General features: G+C 56.1%; 17 protein-coding genes and 1 riboswitch. Of the genes, 11 read left to right on the top strand and 6 right to left on the bottom strand.

Going from position 1 to position 24,223, the window contains the following annotated elements; translation table 11 throughout:
- Positions 1–13 precede the first annotated feature (13 nt).
- Positions 14–2,722, bottom strand: coding sequence for a preprotein translocase subunit SecA (secA, locus tag ACXAIA_RS03455; protein WP_475348116.1), 2,709 nt, complete (start codon positions 2,720–2,722; stop codon positions 14–16).
- Positions 2,723–3,056: 334 nt separating this feature from the next.
- Here secA and ACXAIA_RS03450 point away from each other — a divergent pair, with 334 nt between their 5' ends.
- The 4 genes from ACXAIA_RS03450 to argJ all read left to right on the top strand — a co-directional run bounded on the left by ACXAIA_RS03450 (position 3,057) and on the right by argJ (position 7,950).
- Positions 3,057–4,172 (top strand): hypothetical protein, encoded by a 1,116-nt coding sequence (locus tag ACXAIA_RS03450; protein ID WP_475348115.1) that lies wholly within the window; start codon positions 3,057–3,059, stop codon positions 4,170–4,172.
- 54 nt (positions 4,173–4,226) lie between these two features.
- Positions 4,227–5,360, top strand: coding sequence for a hypothetical protein (locus tag ACXAIA_RS03445; protein ID WP_475348114.1), 1,134 nt, complete (start codon positions 4,227–4,229; stop codon positions 5,358–5,360).
- A 277-nt stretch (positions 5,361–5,637) separates the two neighbouring features.
- Positions 5,638–6,492 carry a peptidylprolyl isomerase gene (locus tag ACXAIA_RS03440; RefSeq protein WP_475348113.1) on the top strand — a complete coding sequence of 285 codons (855 nt, stop codon included), beginning with the start codon at positions 5,638–5,640 and terminating at the stop codon, positions 6,490–6,492.
- Positions 6,493–6,720: 228 nt separating this feature from the next.
- Complete coding sequence (argJ, locus tag ACXAIA_RS03435; RefSeq protein WP_475348112.1) at positions 6,721–7,950, top strand: bifunctional glutamate N-acetyltransferase/amino-acid acetyltransferase ArgJ; 1,230 nt, start codon at positions 6,721–6,723, stop codon at positions 7,948–7,950.
- Positions 7,951–8,038: 88 nt separating this feature from the next.
- On the opposite strand, the gene ACXAIA_RS03430 is transcribed toward argJ, so the two are convergent.
- Both ACXAIA_RS03430 and ACXAIA_RS03425 read right to left on the bottom strand, forming a co-directional pair.
- On the bottom strand, positions 8,039–9,313 hold the full coding sequence (locus tag ACXAIA_RS03430; RefSeq protein WP_475348111.1) for a pentapeptide repeat-containing protein: 1,275 nt from the start codon (positions 9,311–9,313) through the stop codon (positions 8,039–8,041).
- A 182-nt stretch (positions 9,314–9,495) separates the two neighbouring features.
- A complete protein-coding gene (locus ACXAIA_RS03425) occupies positions 9,496–10,767 on the bottom strand; it encodes a pentapeptide repeat-containing protein (protein ID WP_475347357.1) in 1,272 nt (423 codons plus the stop codon).
- Positions 10,768–11,117: 350 nt separating this feature from the next.
- On the opposite strand from ACXAIA_RS03425, the gene ACXAIA_RS03420 reads away from it, so the two are divergent.
- From ACXAIA_RS03420 to ACXAIA_RS03405, 4 genes are all read left to right on the top strand, one after another.
- On the top strand, positions 11,118–12,341 hold the full coding sequence (locus ACXAIA_RS03420) for a response regulator (protein ID WP_475348110.1): 1,224 nt from the start codon (positions 11,118–11,120) through the stop codon (positions 12,339–12,341).
- Between the two features lie 131 nt (positions 12,342–12,472).
- Positions 12,473–13,696, top strand: coding sequence for a response regulator (locus ACXAIA_RS03415; RefSeq protein ID WP_475348109.1), 1,224 nt, complete (start codon positions 12,473–12,475; stop codon positions 13,694–13,696).
- A 12-nt stretch (positions 13,697–13,708) separates the two neighbouring features.
- Positions 13,709–14,911, top strand: coding sequence for an HD domain-containing phosphohydrolase (locus tag ACXAIA_RS03410; RefSeq protein WP_475348108.1), 1,203 nt, complete (start codon positions 13,709–13,711; stop codon positions 14,909–14,911).
- Positions 14,911–16,326 (top strand): two-component system sensor histidine kinase NtrB, encoded by a 1,416-nt coding sequence (locus ACXAIA_RS03405; protein WP_475348107.1) that lies wholly within the window; start codon positions 14,911–14,913, stop codon positions 16,324–16,326. Before ACXAIA_RS03410 ends, ACXAIA_RS03405 begins: the two co-directional genes overlap by 1 nt.
- A 5-nt stretch (positions 16,327–16,331) precedes the next feature.
- On the opposite strand, the gene ACXAIA_RS03400 is transcribed toward ACXAIA_RS03405, so the two are convergent.
- The 3 genes from ACXAIA_RS03400 to ACXAIA_RS03390 form a co-directional block, all read right to left on the bottom strand.
- Positions 16,332–16,652 carry a YnfA family protein gene (locus ACXAIA_RS03400; protein ID WP_475348106.1) on the bottom strand — a complete coding sequence of 107 codons (321 nt, stop codon included), beginning with the start codon at positions 16,650–16,652 and terminating at the stop codon, positions 16,332–16,334.
- 25 nt (positions 16,653–16,677) lie between these two features.
- The gene (locus ACXAIA_RS03395) at positions 16,678–17,697 is read right to left on the bottom strand and encodes an asparaginase (RefSeq protein ID WP_475348105.1); all 1,020 of its coding nucleotides are present in this window, start codon (positions 17,695–17,697) and stop codon (positions 16,678–16,680) included.
- Between the two features lie 165 nt (positions 17,698–17,862).
- The gene (locus ACXAIA_RS03390) at positions 17,863–18,285 is read right to left on the bottom strand and encodes a response regulator (protein ID WP_475347350.1); all 423 of its coding nucleotides are present in this window, start codon (positions 18,283–18,285) and stop codon (positions 17,863–17,865) included.
- Positions 18,286–18,571: 286 nt separating this feature from the next.
- Positions 18,572–18,751, top strand: a riboswitch (cobalamin riboswitch).
- 135 nt (positions 18,752–18,886) lie between these two features.
- On the opposite strand from ACXAIA_RS03390, the gene ACXAIA_RS03385 reads away from it, so the two are divergent.
- The 3 genes from ACXAIA_RS03385 (at position 18,887) to meaB (ending at position 24,214) form a co-directional block, all read left to right on the top strand.
- Positions 18,887–20,935, top strand: a complete 2,049-nt coding sequence (locus ACXAIA_RS03385; RefSeq protein ID WP_475348104.1) for a methylmalonyl-CoA mutase family protein — start codon at positions 18,887–18,889, stop codon at positions 20,933–20,935.
- 2 nt (positions 20,936–20,937) lie between these two features.
- Positions 20,938–23,091: a methylmalonyl-CoA mutase gene (gene scpA / locus ACXAIA_RS03380; protein ID WP_475348103.1), complete on the top strand. Its 2,154-nt coding sequence runs from the start codon at positions 20,938–20,940 to the stop codon at positions 23,089–23,091.
- A gap of 67 nt (positions 23,092–23,158) precedes the next feature.
- Positions 23,159–24,214, top strand: a complete 1,056-nt coding sequence (meaB, locus tag ACXAIA_RS03375; protein WP_475348102.1) for a methylmalonyl Co-A mutase-associated GTPase MeaB — start codon at positions 23,159–23,161, stop codon at positions 24,212–24,214.
- The last annotated feature ends 9 nt before the right edge of the window (positions 24,215–24,223 follow it).

The following is a 24,223-nucleotide window of genomic DNA, read 5'->3' as shown; positions in this document are numbered from 1 at the left end:
TTGCCGATCTCGATCAGTTCAGCTGACCGTGGCAATGTTTGTATTTCTTGCCGGAACCACATGGGCAGGCCTGGTTCCGCGCCACACGCCCCCAGGTTGACGGATCGTTGGGATCAATATTGCCTGATGCCTGACGCGATTGAACTGTGGCGCTGTCCGAACCCTGTTCGGCTGCTTCAAGTTCGTCACGGTTTTCGTGCATTTCCTGCTGCGGACGGCGCGCCTCAAGATCTTCGGGGCGCGGGGTCGATTGCAGTTCGACATGCGACAGCATCTGGGTCACGCGTTCTCGCAAGGACACCAACATGCCTTCGAACATATTAAACGCTTCGCGCTTGAACTCGTTGAGCGGATCACGCTGACCATAAGCGCGCAGGCCAATTCCCTGACGCAGGTGATCAAGGGCGAGTAGATGTTCTTTCCACGACTGATCAAGCAGCTGCAGGACGAGGCTTTTCTCAACCTGGCGCATGATATCGGCACCATAGTTGGCGACCTTGGCTGCCATTTTCTCGTCGGAAGCCTTTTCAAGGCGTTCGCGCATGACTTCCTGATCAATGCCTTCTTCCTTGACCCAATCTGCAATCGGCAGATCAAGGCCCAGAAGACGGGTGACTTCTTCGTGCAGGCTGGTGGTTTCCCACTGCTCCGGATAGACCTTGGCCGGGCAGTATTTGTCGACCATGTCTTCGATGACTTCGGCGCGCATGTCGGCCACGTCTTCGGCAACGTTTTTGGCCTGCATCAGATCACGGCGCTGTTCATAAACGACCTTACGCTGGTCATTCATGACATCGTCAAACTTCAGAACGTTCTTACGAATGTCAAAGTTACGCGCCTCGACTTTCTGCTGGGCTTTTTCGAGCGCCTTGTTGATCCAAGGATGGTAAATCGCTTCACCTTCCTGCAGACCCAGTTTCTGGAGCATGCCGTCCATGCGCTCGGACCCGAAGATGCGCATCAGATCATCTTCAAGCGACAGATAGAATTTCGAACCACCCGGATCCCCCTGACGGCCGGAACGGCCACGCAGCTGGTTATCCACACGACGTGATTCGTGGCGTTCAGTACCGATCACAAACAGACCGCCCGCCGCCAGGACCTTTTCCTGATCGGCTTTGACCTCTGCCTTGATCTTTTCGATTGCGGCCGCACGTTTGGCTTCGTCGGTGACGTTTTCCAATTCATGCTCGACACGCATCTCGACGTTGCCGCCAAGTTTGATGTCGGTACCACGACCGGCCATGTTGGTCGCAATGGTGATCGCACCCGGTGCACCGGCCTGGGCCACGATCAACGCTTCGCGTTCATGCTGCTTGGCGTTGAGAACCTCATGCGGGACTTTCTTCTTTTTCAGAAGGTCCGAAAGGATTTCCGACTTCTCGATCGAGACGGTACCGACAAGGGCTGGCTGGCCGCGTTTGTGGCAGTCTTCGAGCTGCTCGGAAATCGCCACCCACTTTTCAGTGGCGGTACGGTAAATCTCGTCATCGGCGTCAATACGGGCAATCGGGCGATGGGTCGGGATTTCGACAACCTGGAGGTTGTAGATTTCTTCGAATTCCTCGGCCTCGGTCATTGCCGTACCGGTCATGCCGGCAAGGGTCGGATAGAGACGGAAATAGTTCTGGAAGGTGATCGATGCCAGAGTCTGGTTTTCGTTCTGGATCTTGACCTTTTCCTTGGCTTCGAGTGCCTGATGCAGGCCATCGGAATAACGGCGGCCTTCCATCATACGACCGGTGAACTCGTCAATGATGACGACCTTGTCGTCCTTGACGATATAGTCGGTATCTTTCTGGAACAGCTTGTGCGCACGAAGGGCCTGATTGACGTGATGGACCAGATGAACGTTGGCCACGTCATAGAGCGTGCCTTCGGTCAGGATTTCCATTTCCATCAGAAGCTGTTCGGCGTGTTCGGTGCCTTCTTCGGTCAGGGTGACGGCGCGTGCCTTTTCATCCTTCTCGAAATCTTCATCGACCAGTTTCGGGATCAGCGCATCAATCGCACGATACAGTTCAGAGCTGTCTTCGGCCGGGCCGGAAATGATCAGCGGGGTACGCGCTTCGTCAATCAGGATCGAGTCGACTTCATCGACGATGGCAAAGTTGAACGGGCGCTGCACCATGTCTTCGAGACGGAACTTCATGTTATCGCGCAGATAATCAAAGCCGAGCTCGTTATTGGTCGCATAGGTAATGTCGCAGGCATAGGCTTCGCGGCGCTGGTCATCGGTCATGCCATGCATGATCACGCCAACAGTCAGGCCGAGGAACCCATAAACCTCGCCCATCCATTCCGCATCACGACGCGCCAGATAGTCGTTCACGGTCACAACATGAACGCCCTTGCCTTCAAGCGCGTTCAGATAAACCGGAAGGGTCGATACAAGGGTTTTACCTTCACCGGTTTTCATCTCGGCTATTTTGCCGGATGTCAGCACCATGCCGCCCAGCAGCTGCACATCATAATGACGTTCGCCGCGCACACGTTTGGATGCCTCGCGGATGGTGGCAAAGGTATCAGTAAGGATATCGGTCAGAGTCTCGCCATTCTTGAGACGGTCGCGCAGCCAATCGGTCCGGGCGCGCAGTTCATCATCAGAAAGCTTTTCGACTTCGGGTTCCAGGGCATTGATTTGCTCGACCGTGGCCCGCAGGGCTTTGACTTCACGATCGTTAGCTGAACCGAAAATTTTCCGGGCAATAGCGCCGAGCATTAATACGTTCCTGAACAAATAAATTAAGACACAATGACCCCGGCAGAAACCGGAGCCCGATCACAGATAGAACCCTGTCTGCCATCTGTCAACGGAACGAACCAATATCGGGAATGAACAGCCGGAAATTCCCGGTTTTTGCGCCGGATCGCAGGCAAATCCCGGCCTCTTCACGTTTTCGTTTCCTGCGATTGAACCCTTCTTGCTTGAGAAATGCGAAGAATGGTCGTATTATTCGCCTCATAGTTTTACACCCTAACAGAGCATGTAGCTCTTTTTGGCGCGCGGGGATGTCCCGGATACGCTGCCAAATCACATCCTCAGGAGGAGGATTATGGTCGATTTCTCCGCGCTTAATCCGTTTCGACAGGGCCAGTCTGCCCTGCAAGATGCGCGTCAGCCCTTTGGTAAAACCAGCCCGGATGCCGGCGATGCCGCCGCGCAATCGCGACCTGATGCGCGCACCCGTATTGATCCGGTGGCCCTGTCTGATGATGCGCTTGCCGCCCATAATGACGGGCAGAAGATTGCCCCGGCAGCCGGTAAATCGCTTTCTTCCGAACCGCTGACAACCGACGAATTGTTTGAGCGCGTGCTTGATGCATCACTTGAACTGATCCGCGGCAGTGTCGAAGAAATGTTTGCGCTTTCGGGCATGTCCGAAGAAGACGCCATTGCCGCGACTGATGCCATGTTCAATGGCATTCGCGACGCCGCAAGCGAGCAGGACCAGTTCGAATTTTCCTTTGATCAGGCGATCGCAAGCCACAGCAAGACCGCCATTTCATATGCGGGGGCCAACGGGTCAGCCGTCGGGGTGTCCGAGTCCGCGATGATGGCGGTTCAGTCGCTTGATATCAGCATCAACAATGAAACCGGTGAGTTCTCGTTCAATTACGAGGCCGCCAAGGTTGAGGTCGTCCGCACCGAAGCGGTTGCGATTGGCAACAGCATGGGGGCGGCTCTTGGCGCCCTTGGCAATGTCATGGATGGCCTGGGCGGCGGATCGCTGGTTGATATGCTGGGCAATCCGGCCAGCGCCGAAGACGGTGGGCTTCTGTTTGATATCAATGATAATGGAGTCGCCGAATTCATCCGCGAACTGATGAATGCAACGGTTGGCAGCGACGATACGTCTGGCGAGGGCGAAGACGGTGCCACCGCCGGTACCGCCCAAACCAATGGTCAGGCGATTGCCGCCGAACGGATGGCAGCCCTTAATGCCCAGATCACCGAACAGTTCATGGAACAGGCAACCCTGATTGTGCGCAGCATCAATCAGCCTGCACCGGAAGCCGGTGAAGGTAGTGGTCCGCTTCAGCTGACGGTTGATATGATGATGCCGATGGGCCGCTTTGGTCAGGATGATGGCAATGCGACCTTCACCTTCCCGAATGGTGAAACCGTGCCCGTCATTGACCCGACACAGGAACAGGATGTTCTGATTTAACAGCCACGGGATGTCAGGCCGGCATCCCGCAGCCCTTCAGGAAGGAGGCGCTGAATGTTTGAGCACACAAACCTTACCAATCCCACCGCAGCGGATAATGCCGCCGGGATCGCAGCACTGCGCGCCACCGCCAACAGTGCGGTGACCGCGGTCAGTGCAGATGCGGATACCGATACGGATGCGCAACGCGATGCGGAACTTTCCCAACAGCGCGCCATTGTCGATCAGATTGATCTGAGCATCGAGGCCAATGAACGGATCGAAAGTGCGCTTGGCGAATTTCAGCGTCCGGTCTTTGAAATCGATACGGCTCCGCTCGAGGCCTTCAACGCCCTAAAGCCCGCTCTCGACGAAGCCCAGACACGCATGAACCACGAAGCCTTCATTGTGCTTGCGATGATGGGCATTCCCCCGGCAAAGGCACGGGCGATCGCCAATGCCATGACGGGTGGTGATCCCGGCGAACTCAAGGCAATTGGCGCAACAGGGGCGCAATCAGAGATCTCGATGCAGGATCTTTCGATCAACATCGCCCAAGGCAACAGCGCGATCAATCTCGGTCAGGTTTCCATCACCTCGCGCAGTGTCGAGATTGATTTCAGCGCCATTGAAACCCGCTTTTCAAGCCTTGCGGGGGCCCCGGATATCTCGATCTCGGAATTTCATGCCCATATCGAGATGATCCGTATCGAGATTTCCCAGATGTTCCAGCAGGACCCGTTGATCCTGGACCTGGATGGCAACGGCATCGATATCACCAGCGTCATGGACGGCAAGCGCTTTGACATTGATGGCGATGGAACGCTTGATCAGACCGCTTGGGTTTCAGGCAATGACGCCCTTCTGGCACTGGACCGCAATGGCGATGGCAAGATCAATGACGGGCGCGAACTGTTTGGCGATCAGAACGGCGCCAAGGATGGTTTTGCGGAACTGGAAAAATATGACGACAACCTGGATGGCGTCATCGACGAGATGGACGGTGTGTTCAGTTCGCTTGTGTTGCTGCGTGCTGATGGCAGCCAGCAAACTGTTGCGGATGCCGGGATCAAATCGATCTCGCTTTCCATGATCACCCCACTTGATCAGCGTCTTGTCGGTGGGGATCTGGTAGCAGGGTCATCCTTTGAACGCGAAGATGGCAGCACCGGTCAAGTCGGCGAAGTGTTCTTTGACGTTCAGGCCTGAGCAACTTCCCCCGAGAGATTTCATCTAAGCGTCATCTTGTGGCTGTGGCCTCGCACGGCCACAGACGGGCTTCCTTTTGTCCTGTCGGGTTTCAAGTCAGCCGGACCATTCGCACATGTCAAAGTTGATACTTAAGCGTTTCACATTTTGGACAGAATGCTTTGCCAAAAGGTGGCTGATCCACGGCGAAGCCTTGTGCAGGCAACACTTATGTGTTTTACCCGTGGACAGAGGCATCGGGCAAAAAGCCCGTCTGAAATCAAAGTCTGGAGAAACTATGCTGCGCAAATCCCTTCTTGTTGCGTCCCTGGCAACCGTCATTTTTGCATCCCCTGCCATGGCGCAGGACACTGCACCGGCAGAAGATCCGGTTCTGGCGACGGTCAATGGTGAAGAAATCCTTGAATCCGAAGTCCGCGCAACCCAGCAGGGCCTGCCGCAACAGTATCGCCAGCTTCCGTTTGAAATGCTCAAGGCGGATCTTCTGACCCGCGAAATCAACCAGCGCCTGCTGATGGATGCCGGTAGCGAAGCCGGTCTGGCCGATGACCCGGAAGTCAAAGAACAGATCGCAGCGCTTGAGCGCCGCCTGATTGCTGAAACCTATCTGGATCGCGCGCTTAATGACGCGATCACCGATGAGGCCGTCAACGCGAAATACGACGAATTCATCGCCACCAACGAGCCGGAGCCGCAGGTTCACGCCCGCCACATCCTGCTTGAAAGCGAAGAAGACGCGCAGGCTGTTATCGCAGAACTTGATGACGGTGCCGACTTCGTCGAACTCGCCAAGGAAAAATCGACCGGCCCGTCCGGCCCGAATGGCGGTGATCTTGGCTTCTTTAACCGTGCAGACATGGTCGCACCGTTTGCCGAGGCAGCCTTTGCCATGGAAACCGGCACCTATTCCAGCGAACCGGTTCAGACCCAGTTCGGTTGGCACGTGATCAAGGTCGAAGACAAAAAAGAAGGCACCCAGCCGTCGCTTGACGAAGTCCGTCAGCAGCTGGTCGCCGAAGTAAGCCGTGATGCCTTCAACGCGCTGGTCGAAGACCTGCGTGCAGATGCCGATATCGTCAACAATGTCGAAATCGAAGCTGAAAAAGCAGCAGAAGAAGCACCGGCTGAATAATTCGGAAAACAGGGCAATCAATCTGATTTGATCGCCTATGTCTTTCCAACATCATCAAACGGGGTGTGGCCATGGGCTTCACCCCGTTTTTTGTCGATCATTTTTGATCTAGAGCATTTTCCGTTTAGATCGAAACGGAAACGGCTCTAACCGATGCATTCTGCTGCTTGCTTTTCGCCACCGTTGCGGCAGGATGGGCCAACTTGTCCAATAAAGGAAACTGCACAGATGGTTGCGACTGCCATTTCCCCGCTTGCCCCCGCGGCATTCCCCGATCTTCCGGCCGTTGCCGGTGTCAAACTGCACACCGCAACCCTTGGCATTCGCTATAAGGGCCGCCCGGATGTCCTGCTGGCAGAACTTGAACCCGGCACCCAGGTTGCCGGTGTGTTCACGACATCAACCACGGCATCGGCTGCCGTGCGCTGGGGGCGCGAGGCGCTGAAGGGCGGGACAACACGTGCATTTTTCGTCAATGCAGGCAACTCGGTCGCCTTTACCGGCAAGGCTGGCGAGAAGTTCGTTGCCGACAAGGTTGAAACGGCGGCCAAGGCGCTTGGCTGTGAAAAGACCGAGATTTTCACCGCATCAACCGGCGTGATTGGCGAGCCGACCACCGCAAACCGCATTACCGATGCGATGGATGACATTCTGGCCAATGATGCAAGCTGGCTGGATGCGGCCAAGGCAATCATGACCACCGATACCTTCCCCAAGGGGGCCTCGGCCACGGCAACCATCAATGGTACCGAAGTAACCATTGCGGGCTTCGCCAAGGGATCGGGCATGATCGAGCCGAACATGGCGACCATGTTGGGCTTTGTGTTTACCGACGCCGCCCTGCCGCATAGCGTTTTGCAGACGTTGCTGGCCGATTGCAACAATCGCAGCTTCAATGCGATTACGGTCGACAGTGATACGTCCACTTCCGACACCGTGCTTCTGGCCGCGACCGGCAAGGCCGGCAACGATGCCATTTCCGATGCAAATGACCCGGCATTGGCCGCATTCAAAACCGCACTGGAGAGCGTACTGCGTGATCTGGCCCACCAGATCGTCCGGGACGGTGAAGGCGCAACCAAGTTCATCACCATCAATGTCACCGGTGCCGTGAACGAAAAAGAAGCCAAGATTGCCGCCAAGGCGATTGCCAACTCCCCGCTGGTCAAAACTGCGATTGCCGGTGAAGACGCAAACTGGGGCCGTATTGTCATGGCGGTCGGCAAATGCGGTGTCACCGCAGACCCGAACAAGCTGACGATTTCAATCGGCGGCATTGCGCTGGCCAAGAATGGCGAGCGGGTCGAGGATTATGACGAAGCCCCGGTCGAAGCCCATATCAAGGGCCAGTATATCGACATTGATGCCGATCTTGGCTTTGGCGATGGTGCGGCCACGGTGTGGACCTGTGACCTGACCCATGGCTATATCTCGATCAATGCAGATTACCGCAGCTAGGCGATCAAACAAACCTCGGAATTACAAACGCCGCCTTCAATGAGGGCGGCGTTTTGCATTTCAGAGGGGTGTGAATGCGCCACACAGGCTATTTCTTGCCGGGGATATAGCCATTCAGAATAAGACCAACATTGGCCCCTTCGAGCTCAGCTTCGCTGAGATCGGTCGCGCCAAAGGCCACCCCGGCGATGTTCGCCTTGGTCAGGTTAGCACCCTTCATCTTTGCTTCGCTAAAGACCGAATTGCGCAAATCTGCCTGCTCGAAATTCACATCCGACAGGTCCGCATTCCAGACTGTGCCGGTTTTCTCGCCCTTCTTGTCGCGTTGATCGACACCGCCAAAATGAACGCCCTGGAACACACCCTCGGAGCAGTCAGATCCCGCCATGCGCACGCCATCAAGCACCGCCCCATTCATACGGATTTTTTGCATGTCGGCTTCGCGCATCGAACACATGGCAAGGATGGTGTCGATAAAGATCGTGCCGCGCATAATGCATTTGTCAAAGACCGCGCCAGACAAATCCATGCCGGAGAAATCCATCCCCGACAAATCACGGCCCGCCGCAATCATCGGCATGCCGGTTTTGCCGCCGGTTGACAGCCACTCGCTATGGCCATTGACCAGTTCGCGGATATCATCAGCCAGCGGGGCGCTGGGCGTACCACCGCCAATGGAATAGGACGTATTGGCCTGCGTCAGGTCGACATCCTGCAAATCGACATTGCGCAGGTTTGCGCCACTGAGATCCGCACCGACCATTTCCGACCCGGCAAGCTTCGCCCCCTTTAGGTTGGCATTGCGAAGTTTCGCGCCATTCATCTTGCAGCCGGTCAGGTCAGCGCCTTCGAGGTTGACGGCAAACATGTTGGCGTCGCTCATATCGGTGTTGGCAAGGCGCGCGCCCGACATGTTGGTGCCCGCCATATTGGCACCCCACATCATCGCCCCTTCAAGGTCGGCGTTTGACATGTCGGTTTCGCGTTTGACCGTGCGTTCGCGCGCACCTTCGAGAACCACCATGATGCCCGCACGCAAATCAATGCCATTCAGGTTGGCATTGCGCAAATTGGTCCGCGCCATATTGGCGCCGCGCAGATCGGCACGCTCGAACGTGGATCCTTCAAGATCGGCCTCGACAAAGTTGGCGCCAAACAAATCACAGAAATCAAAGCAGACATCGCGCGCAGAGGCCTGGATGAAATTTGCCCCCGGCAGAACCGCCTCTTTGAGGCTGATCTTGTTCATCTTGATGCGCGAAAGGTTGCCATTGCGCAGTTGCATGCGCGTGCCGCCCGGCTTTTGATTGAGATATAATTGATGCTTCTTGATCGCATCAATCAATTCCGAACGCGATGACATGTGGCAGATAGCCCCCGAACTCTAAATAAGTTTTTTATTATTGAGCATTATAGAATGCAGCAGTTTCCCTGCAACGCAATATGTTTGGCATGTTGCGCAGAAAACCGTTTGCAAATGCGGGGTTTTCGTGCCGGACCCTATCCGGATGCAGAGGGTATAACCGCTGAACCGGGTATGAGAACCTAGACCTTTTCGGGGATAGTCCCGGTCAGAATCGACCCGGTATTGGCGCCTACAAGATCGACTTCCGAAAGATCGGTATCCCCGAAGGCAGCGCCGGCGATGTTGGCCTTGCACAGTTTGGCTTCTTTCATCCGGGGTTCGTCGAAAACAGAATTGCGAAGATCAGCATTGGAAAAGTCGGTCGATTGCAGATCGGCTCGCCAGACTTCACCGGTTTTCTGGCCTTTGACATCCCGTTGTTCGACACCGCCAAACTTGACCCCCTGCAGCACAGCCTTGGAGCAATTGGCGAATGACATTCTGACACCGTTCATGATCGATCCGCTCAGCCGGGCACGGGTCAGATCCGCGTTCCGCATTGATGCCATCACCAGAATGGTATCGACCAGAAGCACACCGCGCAGAATGCAATCATCAAAGCAGGCCGCCGAGAGGTCAAAGCCGGTAAAATCAAGCTCGGTCAGATCACGCCCCGTGACATCCAGCCGCCCCCCGGCCGCCCCGCCACTTGTCAGCCATTCGGTATGGGCGTTCAGAAGAATACGGATGTCTTCGGGCATGGGTGTCGCCGACTTGCTGCCAATCGAATTGGATGTATTGGCCTGTGACAGATCGACATTGGACAGATCGACATTGCGCAGATTGGCACCCGAAAGATCGGTTCCCAGCAACAGGGTATCCTTGAGCCTGGCCCCCTTGAGGTTGGCGTTTTTAAGCTTTGCCCCCGAAAGGTTACAGCCCGAAAGATCCGCCCCCGCAAGGTTGACGGCAAACATGTTGGCGTCACTGAGATCGGCATCGGCAAGCCGGGCGCCGGACATATTGCTTTCTGCCAGATTGGCGCCTGACATCATCGACCCTTGCAGGTCGGCATTGGTCAGATCCGTGTTGCGCTTGACCTTTTTTTCGCGTCCGGAATCAACAATCACCATCACGCCGGAGCGAAGATCAGCCCCCTTGAGGTTGGCATTGCGAAGTTTCGCGCGCGCCATATTGGCCCCGCGCAAATCGGCCCGCATGAAGCTCGACCCTTCAAGGTCGGCCTCGACAAAGTTGGTTCCAAACAGATCACAGAAATCGAATTTGACGTCGCGGATTGCAGCCTGAATGAAGTTGGCACCTGGAAGCACCGCATCTTCGAGACTGATATTGCTCATCTTGATGCGCGACAGGTTGCCATTGCGCAAATGCAATCGCTTCCCGCCAGGCTGCTTCATCACATAGAGCTGATGCTTCTTGATGGCATCGACCAGTTCCGTGCGCGTTGTCATTTAGATGATCGTATCCCCGGTCGATCTTGAACGGCTTGTATGCGCGTCATTCTTGAAATCGTTAAAATTGTACCGAGGTTTTGCACGCTACATTCTGACAAAATATGACAATCGGCCCAAAAGTCACGAACAGTTAAGTATATGAAGCCTCACGACTTATACCGTTGTATGGTTTTTACACAGGTTATTTGCACATAATGATCACAAACACCGATCCTGACCAGAAAATCTGTCAAAATGTGGTCCACCCTTATGTCGAGTCGTTTGTTATTATGGCCTTTGTCCGATGGTCTTGTTCTGGAAGCCAAGGGGTCCCATCTGCAAAATGTGTTTGAAAAGAAACCGGTCCAATGCACCATATTTTATTTGTCGATGATGATGCCAACATCCTGAACGGCTTTCGCCGACGCCTGTGCAGTGCACGACCGCAATGGAACATGCATTTTGCCAATAGCGGGGTCGAGGCCCTTGAGCTTGCCGAAAACCATGATTTCGATGTCATCGTTTCGGACATCCAGATGCCCGGCATGGACGGGGTGACCCTTCTTGAAACGTTGCAAAAGTCCCATCCCGATGCGGTGCGGATCATTCTGACCGGTCATGCGGACAACGCATCCTATTTGCGCACCATCGGCCCGGCACACCAGTTCCTAAGCAAGCCGTGCGACAACGACACCCTGATTGAAAGCATCGAGAACGCCCTTGGCCTGCGGCAGTTGTTGCGCAGTCCCGAGCTGCGCACGCTTGTCGCGGATTCCAAAAGTCTCGCTTCCCCGCCAGACACGTACATGCGCCTCGAAACAGCCTTTTCTGATCCCAACTACTCGCTTGAGACGATCAGCAAAATTGTCGAATCCGATATTGCCCTGACGACCGAGGTGCTCAAGCTGACCAATTCATCCTATTTTGCCGTCACGCAAAATGTTTCATCGGTGGCGCATGCCGTGCGCATGCTGGGCATGGAAACGCTCAAGGCGCTTGCGCTGTTTGTCGGGCTTTATCGTGGTTTTGAAGGCCCGGCCAGTCAGGCTGCGAACCTTAAGCGCCTGTGTCACCGTTCCCAGCAGATCGGGGTAACGGCCGCCCTGATTGCCGAATATGAACGCCTGCCGCGCGAGATTTGCCACGCCGTTCCGTCGATCGGGATGCTAAGCCACATTGGCTCATTGATCCTTTACACCAACCGGGCCGATGAGATGCAGGCGGTTGTCACGCGGGTCGAAAAGGAAGGCATTCCAATAGACCAGGCCGAAACCGAACAATTCGGCGCCGGGCACGCCGAAATCGGTGCCTATTTGCTGGGCTTGTGGGGCTTCCCGGCCCCGGTTATTCAGGCGGTTGCCTATCACCACCGGCCAATGGATCTTCCGCATCAGGAAATGACCGCCCTGACGGCGATCTATGTTGCGCAGCATCTGACCCGCGAAATTGCCGTCCGCGATGCGGGACAGGTGGTTCAAAGCAGCATTGATACGGACTATCTCGCGCGCATTGGAAAGGAAAGCCATCTGGAAGAATGGGCCAACATCGCAGCAGTTGTATCGGACAAGTACCGGGAACTGACCAACAGCTAAGCTCGCGCATCCTTTTGCCCCGTAAGTAGAAAAAAAGCGGCAAAAAGGTCATTACCCTCCACATATGCGGACTATCAAAGACCCTCTGCAGGCCCCATGTATGGAACATGGAACACACGCATGAGGTGAAAATGAGCGTCATCCTTTTTGTCGATGATGACAAAAACATTCTGGATGGTTTGCGCCGCCGGGTGCGATCAACCCGCCCCGGCTGGCAGGTGCATTTCGCGCATGACGCGGAAAGTGCGCTGACCAAGGCGGACGAGATCGACCCGGATGTTGTCATTTCCGACATGCGTATGCCCGGAACGGATGGCGCGGGCCTTTTGACCATCATGCAGGAAAAACACCCGCATACCGCGCGCATCATCCTGTCAGGCTTTGCCGAGGAAGAGGCGATTTTGCGCACGGTTGGACCGGCGCATCAGTATCTGGCCAAACCGTGCGATGATCAGATGCTGATTGAAACCATCGAAAACGCGCTTGATCTGCGCAATCTGCTGACCAAGCCGGAACTGCGTGCACTGGTTGGCGGGATTGATGCGCTGGCTTCACCGCCGGATACCTATACCAACCTTGTCAAAGCGCTGGAAAACCCGCTTGTCAGCAACGATCAACTGACCGCCATTGTTGCATCCGATATCGCGCTGACCGCCGAGATTTTAAAACTGACCAACTCGGCCTATTTCGCCATCAGTCAGAAAATCACGTCGATCTCGCAGGCCATTCGCATGATTGGCGTTGATACGCTCAAGGCGCTTGCGCTGTTTAACGGCCTGTTTCGCAGTTTTGACGGCCCCAAACCCGCAGTCGACCGGATGATGCAGCTTTGCCAGCGCAGCCAGCAGCTTGGCGTGGTTGCAACCTTGATCGCCGAGCAGGAAAAACTGCCCAAGGAAGTCATCAGTGTGATGCCCGCCGTCGGTATGCTCAGCCATACCGGAAGCCTGATCCTGTATGCGTTTCGCGCCAATGAAATGGCCGAGGTCGTCAAACGGGTCGAGGCCGAAGACATCCCGATCTATGTCGCCGAGCGCGACCAGTTCGGCGCAGCACATCCGGAAATCGGGGCGTATCTTTTGGGGCTTTGGGGATTTCCAAGTGCGATGGTGCAAACGGTTGCCTATCACCATCGGCCACAAGACACCCCACATACCGAAATGAATGCGCTGAGTGCGATTTATGTTGCGCAGCATCTCGCCCGTGAAGTCGCGATTGAACAGCGCACCGGTACGGCGCCCGAAAGCCGGATTGATCTGGAATATCTTGACCGGTTGGGCAAACGCGACCGCCTGCTCGTCTGGCGCGAAACCGCCCGGCTTGTGGAACAGAAATACCGCGAGATGGACAAGTAAGGGAGAGAGATGATGACACAGAATCCCCCCGTGCTCTTTGTTGATGACGATGAAAACCTGCTGATGGGGCTTAAGCGCAAATTGCGCGGCAAGTTCGAATTCGACACCGCCGTTGGTCCGTTGCAGGCCCTTGATAAAATCAAGGCTGGCCAGAAATATGCCGTCTGTGTCGCCGATATGCGCATGCCCGAAATGGATGGCGTGCAGCTTCTGGCCGAGGTCGCCAAACTCAGCCCCGATACCGTCAATATGATGCTGACCGGTAATGCCGATCAGCACACCGCGGTAGAGGCGATCAATCACGGTCATATATTCCGGTTCTTCAACAAGCCCTGCGAAGACGAAGACCTGATTGCCGGTGTAAAGGCCGGCTTGCGCCAGTATCAGTTGATCACCGCCGAAAAGGCCCTGATCGAGCAGACCCTGGCGGGCAGCGTGAAGGTCCTGACAGAGGTTCTCGCACAGCTTAATCCGGCGATCTTTGGCAAGGCCATGCGCGCCAAGGTCTGGTGCGATACGATTGCCAAATCGATCGGTTATCCCCATCCGTGGGAATTGGGTCTGGCGGCCCTTCTCGCACCGATCGGGTATGTATCCCTGCCGCCGGAAATCCTGGCGCGACTGGGCGAGGAAAAGCCGCTGCAGCCACTTGAGCGCGATGTTGTCCGTCGCACGCCCGAAGTGGCGCAAAAACTGATTTCCAATATTCCACGTCTGGAACAGGTCGCCGGCATTGTCTATCTGCAAAACCGGAATTTTGACGGATCGGGTTTCCCGGCCGAAGGCCCGGTGGGGACGGAGATTCCGTTGGGTGCGCGTGTGCTTCGGATTTTCAATGACCTTGGCAAGATTGTGGAGAGCGATCTTGTGGTGAAACAGCATTTTGACGAGCTGCGCCATCAGGCAAAGCGCTATGACCCGGAACTGCTTGATAAGATCGAAGCCCTGCTGGCCAAGGAAGACCCGTCCTATGACAAGGTCGCCTACCCCAAAGGGACACAGCATGACATTTACCTCAAGAACCTGCGCATGGGTGATTTCCTGCTGACTGATATCGAAACCCGTGACGGGCATGTGCTTTTGACCCACGGCAACTATGTTTCGGAAATTCAGCTGCAGCGGTTGCGCGTATTTCAAGAGCTCCATCAGTTCCATGAACCCATTCGCGTGCGCCGCGGTGGGCAGGGTAATGAAATGATCCCCGGGGAGAAATAATGACCCACGATCAGGACGATACCGAAGCACCCAAAATCCTGAGCGGTTCGGCCGAGGTCGCATCGGGTTCGGATTTGCTCGATGCCGCCAAGGAAATTGACGCGCCCGAAGACGTGCGTGCGCGTTTCATGGCGCTGCTGGCCGAACAGAAGCGTCGCAAACAGGAAACCACACAACGGCTCAAGACCATTCTTGATAGCGTTGTTGAAGGCATCCTGATTGTGGATGCGACCGGCATGATCCAGGATTTCAACAAATCGGCTGCTGAAATCCTGCGCGCCACAGGCGATGAATTACTGGGGACATCGGTCGATGTCATGTTCATTGATCGCAAGGCCACCGTGCGCCACAAGCTTCTGAACCGCTGCATCAATATCAGCAGTGGCGTTCTGAAATATGACTATACGGAAACCATGTCCCAGCGCCTTGATGGCGACAGTTTTCCGATGGAAATTATCGTAAGCCCGGCAAATTTCAGCTCGGAAATGAGTTATCTGTATATTTTCCGGGATATCACGCGACGCAAGACCGCCGAAGAAGCCCAGAAAAAGCTTGAGGAAGACCTGCGTGAGGCGCTGAAGCTCGAAGCAATCGGGCATCTGGCAGGTGGTATCGCCCATGAGATCAATACGCCCAGCCAATATATCCGCGACAATCTGAAGTTCCTAAATGACAGCTACGGGTCGCTGTCGCGCATGCTGGGGCTGGCATTGCAGACACTTTGGAAAAACCGCGCCCATCTGCCACCCAACACGTTTGAGGATTTCGCCCGCCAGATGCGCGATTCCGATCTGGAATTCCTGCTTGAGGAAATCCCGCACGCCACCCAGCAGTCGCTTGATGGCATCAATCAGGTGGCGCGCATCGTGCTGTCGATGAAGGAGTTTTCCCATCCCGGCGGGGAAGAAAAAACCACCACCGATATCAACCGGGTTCTGTCAAACGTGATCGTGATTTCGCGCAATGAATGGAAACACAATGCCGACATCACCGAAAAGTTCGATCCGGAAATTCCGCATATTCCGTGCCATATCAACGAGGTCAATCAGGTCTTCCTCAATCTGATCGTCAATGCAGCACAAGCCATTCAGGCCGCCGGGCGCAAACCCGATGAAGGCCATATCACGGTCAAGACGATGTCCCTTGATGACAGCATATTGATTTCGATTTCCGATAACGGCACCGGCATTGCCAAGGAAGACCGGTCAAAGGTCTTCAACCCGTTCTTTACCACCAAGGAAGTCGGCAAGGGCACGGGACAGGGATTGTCGATCACCCATGATATCGTCACCGTGCGTCATGGCGGGCGGATCTGGCTTGAAACCGAGGTCGGCAAGGGCACCACGTTCCATGTGCTGCTGCCCGCCGAAGACCGCACCGGCAACAAGCCCGACGAAAAAGCCGAGAAAGCCTGATCACACTAGCGCGGGGCAAATAGGATGATGCCCGCCCCCAGAAGGCACACCAGCAAGCCGGTGACATCCCAGCGATCGGGCATGCTGCGTTCGACCACCCACATCCAGAAGATCGAGGCGGTGATATAAACCCCGCCATAGGCGGCATAGGCCCGCCCGGCAAAGTCGGCCTCAACCCGGGTCAGAAGCCAGGCAAAGATAATAAGCGAGACCACACCGGGCACGACCCAAAGGATCGATTTCCCAGATCGCAGCCAGGCCCAGAAGGCAAAACATCCGGCAATTTCGGCAATGGCCGCAAAAATATAGGCCGCAATGCTTTGCATTCGTTCCCCGTTTGGTGATTGGCCATCAGAAGGCCGGGCGTAAGTCCCCGGCATAATTGCCCGCCCAGTTGGTCAGAACCGGGGTCAGATGGTTTTTAAGCACCTCCGCCCGGGCATCGTCGATCACGCCATGTTTGCGCAAGATCGCGCCCATCGCAACCTCTGCCCCGCGCTGAGTGCCATCATCAATCTTGAGCGCGACACCAAGCCCCTGTTTGGGGAAGGCTGCACAATAAACGCCCTCTGCCCCGACCTTGACCAGCGCGTCCTCGCCGCATTCTTCCATAATCGCACTGCAGAACCGGCCGGTCCCCGCCACCATGAACGGCGCTTTGGCGCAGCCCGTGCGGATGCGTTTGATAGCATCACTGCGCGTTTCGGAAAGTTCCGATGGATCGGCCATGCGCGCCATGGCAAGGCCAAGATCACGCAGGCGCATGCCGATCACCGGAATGCCGCAGCCATCAATACCGCGCGGGGAGGCGGACAAATCACAATCACCCATGTCTTCGAGCACCTTGATCAGGCGCTGCTGCACCGGGTGCTGCTCTTCAATGTAACCGACGGGATCTTCGCCAAGATGCTGCGCAGTGGTCAGGAACCCGGCATGCTTGCCCGAGCAGTTATTATGCGCCTTGGTCAGTTTGACATGATCAGACGCCTGCTTGATCGCGGCATTAAGGCTCAGCGAGTAATGCGCTGCGCATTCCAGCGCATCAACCGACAGTCCGATTTGTTCCAGCCATGTGGCGACCGTATTTGCATGCTCTTCCTCGCCATTATGCGAGGAGCAGGCAAGTGCGATGTGTTTGTCTTCAACACCAAAGGCATCGGCTGCACCGCTTTCAATCAGCGGAATCGCCAAAAGCGGCTTGATGGCGGAGCGCGGATACATCAGCGTATCAATATCGCCGCCCTCATCAATCACCGTGCCATCTGCTTTTATCACCACATACCGGCCACGGTGAAAACTTTCGACCATGGTGCCGCGGGTGGCTTCAACGAGAATCGGATTGGCAGCAGGTGACGCTGGAGAATGGGGCATTGCGGGGCGCTCCGGGACTGGATGGACGTGGTAGCGGGGTATGAACCCCGATCATGCTATGCCCGAAATATGGGAATGAAGGCAAGCAAGACCAGCCTTTCACCCATATAAAAAACGCCCTGCCAAGGCAGAGCGTTGATCATTGCAATATCATGATTTAAGCGCTTAGCAGGCGCTCATGGAATTGCCGAGAACCCGGTTGAGCTGTTCGAGAACGACTTTCGGGCTGGCATCCTTGCTGATGAAATCAGCAGCCCCCAGCGCGTCGGCCTGTGCGCGGGTATCGGCGTCATAGTGGGCCGAGAAGAAGAAGACCGGCACATTGTCGCTGTTGGGATAACGGCGGCGGATTTCGCAGAAAGCTTCAAAGCCGCTCATGCCCGGCATTTCGATATCCAGAATGATGGCATTCGGACACATGCCGTCAAGCTGATCGATCAGATCATCGGCACAATCAAAACCGGCCACGTCATATCCGGCCCGGCGCAGCACGGTTTCAAGGGCTGCCTTGGCGCTGGGACTGTCGTCGGCGAACGCAACAAGTCCATCAGGACAAAATTGCGACGGCATGGCGCTGAGCGCGTTCATGGATGGCGATACTCCGAGAATTGGGACAAGTCCAAACTGACAGATGAAAATGTCAAATTGGTTAAACACGCCAAATTTTTGCCACGCAATGTTCTGTCTTCACCCCGATCTTGCACCTGTTCCGCGAAAGTATCAGGCCGTTATGAACCACACCCGCCAGAGCCGAAACCGCGACTGATCCGACAAAACCCCAATGTTTCCGGTGATATAACGTTACGGAAACCTGATTTTTCGGGTGGCATATCCGCCTAAATAGGTATTTCCATGCCTATTTACGGAATTAGGAGCAGGTGCTATAAACCGCCATGTCGCGAATGTGACCGGAAAACATGGTCGGGAATCCGGTGCGGGCCTGCGTTAAAGCAGTGTGGCCAAACCCGGAACTGCCCCCGCAACTGTAAGCGCAAAGGCCCTTTTTGCAGGCATTTGCACGAGTCAGAATACCGATGGTGTTTTCTTGGTATGAATGGGCCGGGCGGGGTGTACCGGGTACTGGGAATCCGTAGTAGAATAGAATTTGGCAACGTTCCGTGCCCAACGCCATATGGAGACCCCATATGGAGTCGCATCAAGGCCGGGATGAACCAAGCCGGGAGAAACCATGTCCGACCCGCTAAAGCTCGCATCCGAATTTCCATCTGCTGACTACGCCAGTTGGCGCAAGCTTGCCGAGGACGCCCTTAAAGGCGCGCCGTTCGAAAAGAAGCTTGTCACCAATACGCTAGATGGTTTTTCCGTTCAGCCGATCTATACCGCCGATGATCAGGATGACGCGACCCGGCTGATCCATGAAGTTCTCAATGCCACGGTCGAGCCGCGCGAAACCGTTACCGGGTGGGACATCCGCCAGCTTCATACCCATCCCGATCCCAAGGCGACCAACGCCGCGATCCTTGAAGATCTTGAAAACGGTGCCACATCGATCACGCTGAAACTTGATGCCGCTGCCTGCGCCGGGCGCGAAATCAGTTCTGCCGAAGTCGGCGTGGACGGGGTCGCCATTCATTGTCTGGCCGATCTCGATGCCGCCCTTGATGATGTATACACCAACCTTGCCACCATCGGCCTTGATGGCGGTGCCGCCGGCGTTCCGGCCGCAGCCCTTTTGGCAGCACATATTGCAAATACCGATGGTGCGGATGAAGCCGCCCCGGCCTTTAACATCGATCCGATCGGAACCCTGGCCACGACCGGCACCCTGCCCTGTGGCGCCAAGGAAGCGGTTGATCACGCGGCAAGCGTTGCAGTTGAGCTGATTGATCTGTTCCCGCTGGCGGCTGCGATTTCGGTCAATGGTGCCCCTTATTATAATGCTGGTGCCACCGATGGTCAGGAACTGGCCTGCCTGTTGGCAAGCGGGGTGACATATTTGCGTGCCCTGACCGATGCCGGAATGGCGGTCGATCAGGCCGCGGGCGCGATGGTGTTTAACGCCGCCATCGGCACGGACTTTTTTGCCGGAATTGCCAAGCTTCGTGCCCTACGCATGATGTGGAGCCGCGTTCTTTCGGCATCGGGTGCCGAGGATGCGACGATCACAATCAATGCGGTTTCCACCGAAATGGCAATGACCAAGGTTGATCCGTGGGTCAATATGCTGCGCACCACAGTCACAAGCTTTGCTGCCGGTCTTGGCGGTGCGGATAGTGTGACCTGCCTGCCCTATGATCATCTGATTGGCCTGCCCGATGGCTTTGCGCGCCGTATTGCGCGTAACACGCAGTTGATCTTGCAGGAAGAAAGCAATGTGCACCGGGTGATTGATCCGGCAGGAGGATCGTGGTTTATCGAAAACCTGACCAAGGAACTGGCAAAGACCGCCTGGTCGAAATTCCAGTCGCTTGAATCGTCGGGTGGCATCCTGAGTGCGCTTGCCAATGGCAGCCTGAAGACCGAGATCGAGACTGTCTGGAACGCACGTGAAAAACGCCTTGCCACCCGTCGTGATCCGCTGACCGGTGTTTCGGAATTCCCCAATATCTCTGAAGCCCAGGTCGCGTGTGAAGCCCCCGATCTTGAGGCGATCATTGCCGATGCCAAGGCCCGCCAGACCAAGTTTGACGGCACCGTCGGCAAAAGCCTTTCGGCCATGATCGAGGCGGCGCGTGCCGGGGCCACCATCGGACACATGTTTACCGATCTTTATGGCACCAGTGCCGCGACCCGTATCGGCGCACTGCCCGAGCACCGTCTTTCGGAAAGTTATGAAGCACTTCGCAAACGCGCAGATGGCCACAAGGCAAAGACCGGCGCCTTCCCGCAGGTCTTCCTGGCCAATCTTGGCAAGGTCGCCCAGCACACCGCACGCGCGACCTTTGCACGCAACTTCTTTGAAGCCGGCGGGATCGAAGCCATCACCAATAACGGCTTTGAGATGGCCGATGCGCTTGCATCCGCCTTTGCCGATAGCGGGACCAAGATCGCCGTGATTTGCGGATCGGACCCACAGTATGCCGACATGGCAGCCGACGTTGCCAAGGCACTTAAGGCCAAAGGAGCCAGCCTCGTTTACCTTGCCGGACATCCCGGCGATGCGAGGTCCGAATACGAGGCCGCCGGCATTGATGAATTTGTCTTTGTCGGGGCCGATGTCCTTGGCATTTGTGGCACCGCACTTGATCATCTTCTTGGCAAACAGGGGGAGAAATAACCATGACCCGCATTCCTGATTTCTCCGATCTTCCGCTGTTTGATGGCGCGTCCGCCGGTGCGAAAGACCCGTTTGAAAGCACGCCCTGGACCACGCCAGAAGGGATTGATGTCAAATCATCCTATGGCCCCAAGGATCTGGACGGGATTGATCATTTAAACACCATGCCGGGCATGCCGCCGTTTTTGCGCGGTCCTTATCCGACCATGTATGTGCAGCGTCCCTGGACGATCCGCCAATATGCCGGTTTCTCGACGGCTGAGGAATCCAACGCGTTTTATCGCCGTAACCTTGCCGCCGGGCAAAAGGGCCTTTCGATTGCCTTCGACCTGGCCACCCACCGTGGCTATGACAGTGATCATCCGCGCGTTGCTGGTGATGTCGGCATGGCCGGTGTGGCGATTGACAGCATCTATGACATGCGAACCCTTTTTGATGGCATCCCGCTTGATCAGATGTCGGTTTCCATGACCATGAATGGTGCGGTTCTGCCAGTGATGGCGCTCTATATCGCAGCGGCCGAAGAACAGGGTGTGAAGCACGAACAGCTTTCTGGCACCATTCAGAATGACATTCTGAAAGAATTCATGGTGCGCAACACCTATATCTATCCCCCAAAACCATCGATGCGCATCATTTCGGACATCTTTGCATTTACCTCGCAAAACATGCCGAAATTCAACTCGATCTCGATTTCCGGCTATCACATGCAGGAAGCCGGTGCGACGGCCGATCTTGAGCTGGCCTATACGCTGGCCGATGGCATCGAATATGCCCGTGCCGGTCAGGCGGCGGGTCTTCCGATTGATAAATTTGCGCCGCGTCTGTCGTTCTTCTGGGCGATTGGCATGAACTTCTTCATGGAAATCGCCAAGATGCGGGCGGCCCGCATGATCTGGGCCAAACTGATCAAACAGTTCGATCCGCAAAACCCCAAGTCACTCTCGCTGCGCACCCACAGCCAGACATCGGGCTGGTCGCTGACAGCCCAGGACGTGTTTAACAACGTCATCCGTACCTGCGTTGAAGCCATGGCATCGACCCAAGGCCATACCCAGTCGCTGCATACCAATGCACTGGATGAGGCATTGGCCCTGCCGACCGATTTCTCGGCCCGGATTGCCCGTAATACCCAACTGTTCCTGCAACAGGAAAGCGGCACCACCAACGTTATCGATCCGTGGGGTGGCTCATATTATGTCGAACGCCTGACCCGCGATCTGGCGGAAAAGGCATGGGCCCATATCGCCGAGGTCGAAGAACAGGGCGGCATGGCCAAGGCGATTGAAGCCGGCATCCCGAAAATGCGCATTGAAGAAGCCGCTGCCCGCACCCAGGCCCGCATCGATAGCGGCCGTCAGACTTTGGTGGGCGTGAACAAATACCGTGTCACCGATGATCGCCCGGTTGATGTGCTTCAGGTTGATAACGCCGAAGTCCGCCGCCAGCAGATCGCCAAACTTGAACGCCTGCGCGCAGAACGTGACAACGGCGCTGTTGAAAGTGCGCTGACGGCGCTGACCAATGCCGCCGATAGTGGCAATGGCAACCTGCTTGAGCTTGCCGTCGAGGCGGCCCGTGCGAAATGCACGGTTGGCGAGATTTCCGATGCGCTTGAAAAGGTCTATGGCCGTCATCAGGCGGTGATCCGCTCCATCTCGGGCGTTTACAAGACCGAGGTCGGGGCCGATAACGAGGCGCTTGCCAAGGTGGATCGCCTGATCAACGAGTTCGAGACCAATGAAGGCCGCCGTCCGCGTATCCTGATCGCCAAGATGGGTCAGGATGGTCATGACCGTGGTCAGAAGGTCATCGCCACCGCCTTTGCCGATCTGGGCTTTGATGTCGATATCGGCCCGCTGTTCCAGACCCCGGAAGAAGCCGCCAAACAGGCGGTCGAAAACGATGTTCATATCGTGGGTGCCAGTTCGCTTGCGGCCGGTCACCTGACCCTTGTGCCGCAGCTGCGTGCGGAACTCGACAAGCTTGGTCGTGAAGACATCATGATTGTTGCCGGGGGCGTGATCCCGCCGCAGGACTTCGACAAGCTGTTCGAAGCCGGGGCCGAGGCGATCTTCCCGCCCGGAACGGTCATTGCCGAAGCGGCGGGCGACCTGCTAGAAAAGCTTAATCAGTCTGGTGAGGAAGCGGCCTGACGGCCACTTTCCTGCCACGACGTAACGCTTTGCTGGCACAAGACGCGCCACATTCAAGGAACGCCTGGTGAAAGAAACGCTGCGCACCATACCTGCAGGCTCGGGCGGCACGGTCAGCCCGCGCAAGGCCGTGCGCAGACGTGTGCTTTCGACCGATGAAATCGTCGACGGGGTTCTGGCTGGCGACCGCACCATTCTGTCGCGTGCCATCACGCTGGTCGAAAGCCGCAATCCCAAACATTTCGAACAGGCGCAGGCGGTTCTGGCCAAGCTCATGCCCAATACGGGCGGGTCACAGCGCATCGGCATTACCGGTGTGCCCGGTGTCGGGAAATCGACCTTTATCGAGGCATTTGGCAAGAACCTGACCAAGGCCGGTAAAAAGGTTGCCGTCCTTGCGGTTGATCCGACCAGTGCACGATCAGGTGGTTCGATCCTGGGGGATAAGACCCGGATGAACGAGCTTTCGATTGATCCCAATGCCTATATCCGCCCATCGCCGAGCAGTGGCTATCTGGGTGGGGTCAATCGCATGACGCGCGAGACCATCCTGCTGTGCGAGGCGGCCGGGTTTGATGTGGTTCTAGTCGAAACCGTGGGCGCCGGGCAAAGTGAAACCATGGTCGCCCAGATGACCGATTTCTTCCTTGTTCTGATGCTGCCCGGTGCGGGGGATGAGCTTCAGGGCATCAAGAAGGGCGTTCTTGAAATTGCCGATCTGATCGCGGTGAACAAGGCCGATGCCGATCCGGCCAAGGCGCGTGAAGCCAAACGTGAATATTCATCCGCCTTGCGGATCATGCAGCCCAGCAGCAAACATTGGCGCCCGCAATCGGTAATGGTGTCGGCGCTGATCAATGACGGGCTTGATAACATCTGGGATCTGATCAACCAGCACCGCACGGTGATGGAAAAGGAAGGCGAATTTGTCGCCAAACGTGCGCGCCAGCAACATGACTGGATGTGGACGATGCTGCGCGACCGGTTGCTTGAAACCTTTACCGCACGTGATGACGTGGCAAACCGACTTCAGGCGCTTGAGGCGCATGTGCTTTCTGGCACCACCAACCCGACCGCAGCGGTTGAGGAATTGCTGGGCCTGATCAAAACGGCTGCGAAATAGGCAAAACAA

The organism is Thalassospira sp. ABL2_045, assembly GCF_056161285.1.
The sequence above is the reverse complement of the archived record's forward strand: the minus strand, read 5'-3'. Positions and strand labels throughout refer to the sequence as shown.

What these genes read in the sequence shown, in the direction of transcription:
- secA (WP_475348116.1), bottom strand. Translation starts at nt 2,722, where the DNA reads ATGCTCGGCGCTATTGCCCGGAAAATTTTCGGTTCAGCTAACGATCGT.
- ACXAIA_RS03450 (WP_475348115.1), top strand. Translation starts at nt 3,057, where the DNA reads ATGGTCGATTTCTCCGCGCTTAATCCGTTTCGACAGGGCCAGTCTGCC.
- ACXAIA_RS03445 (WP_475348114.1), top strand. Translation starts at nt 4,227, where the DNA reads ATGTTTGAGCACACAAACCTTACCAATCCCACCGCAGCGGATAATGCC.
- ACXAIA_RS03440 (WP_475348113.1), top strand. Translation starts at nt 5,638, where the DNA reads ATGCTGCGCAAATCCCTTCTTGTTGCGTCCCTGGCAACCGTCATTTTT.
- argJ (WP_475348112.1), top strand. Translation starts at nt 6,721, where the DNA reads ATGGTTGCGACTGCCATTTCCCCGCTTGCCCCCGCGGCATTCCCCGAT.
- ACXAIA_RS03430 (WP_475348111.1), bottom strand. Translation starts at nt 9,313, where the DNA reads ATGTCATCGCGTTCGGAATTGATTGATGCGATCAAGAAGCATCAATTA.
- ACXAIA_RS03425 (WP_475347357.1), bottom strand. Translation starts at nt 10,767, where the DNA reads ATGACAACGCGCACGGAACTGGTCGATGCCATCAAGAAGCATCAGCTC.
- ACXAIA_RS03420 (WP_475348110.1), top strand. Translation starts at nt 11,118, where the DNA reads ATGCACCATATTTTATTTGTCGATGATGATGCCAACATCCTGAACGGC.
- ACXAIA_RS03415 (WP_475348109.1), top strand. Translation starts at nt 12,473, where the DNA reads ATGAGCGTCATCCTTTTTGTCGATGATGACAAAAACATTCTGGATGGT.
- ACXAIA_RS03410 (WP_475348108.1), top strand. Translation starts at nt 13,709, where the DNA reads ATGACACAGAATCCCCCCGTGCTCTTTGTTGATGACGATGAAAACCTG.
- ACXAIA_RS03405 (WP_475348107.1), top strand. Translation starts at nt 14,911, where the DNA reads ATGACCCACGATCAGGACGATACCGAAGCACCCAAAATCCTGAGCGGT.
- ACXAIA_RS03400 (WP_475348106.1), bottom strand. Translation starts at nt 16,652, where the DNA reads ATGCAAAGCATTGCGGCCTATATTTTTGCGGCCATTGCCGAAATTGCC.
- ACXAIA_RS03395 (WP_475348105.1), bottom strand. Translation starts at nt 17,697, where the DNA reads ATGCCCCATTCTCCAGCGTCACCTGCTGCCAATCCGATTCTCGTTGAA.
- ACXAIA_RS03390 (WP_475347350.1), bottom strand. Translation starts at nt 18,285, where the DNA reads ATGAACGCGCTCAGCGCCATGCCGTCGCAATTTTGTCCTGATGGACTT.
- ACXAIA_RS03385 (WP_475348104.1), top strand. Translation starts at nt 18,887, where the DNA reads ATGTCCGACCCGCTAAAGCTCGCATCCGAATTTCCATCTGCTGACTAC.
- scpA (WP_475348103.1), top strand. Translation starts at nt 20,938, where the DNA reads ATGACCCGCATTCCTGATTTCTCCGATCTTCCGCTGTTTGATGGCGCG.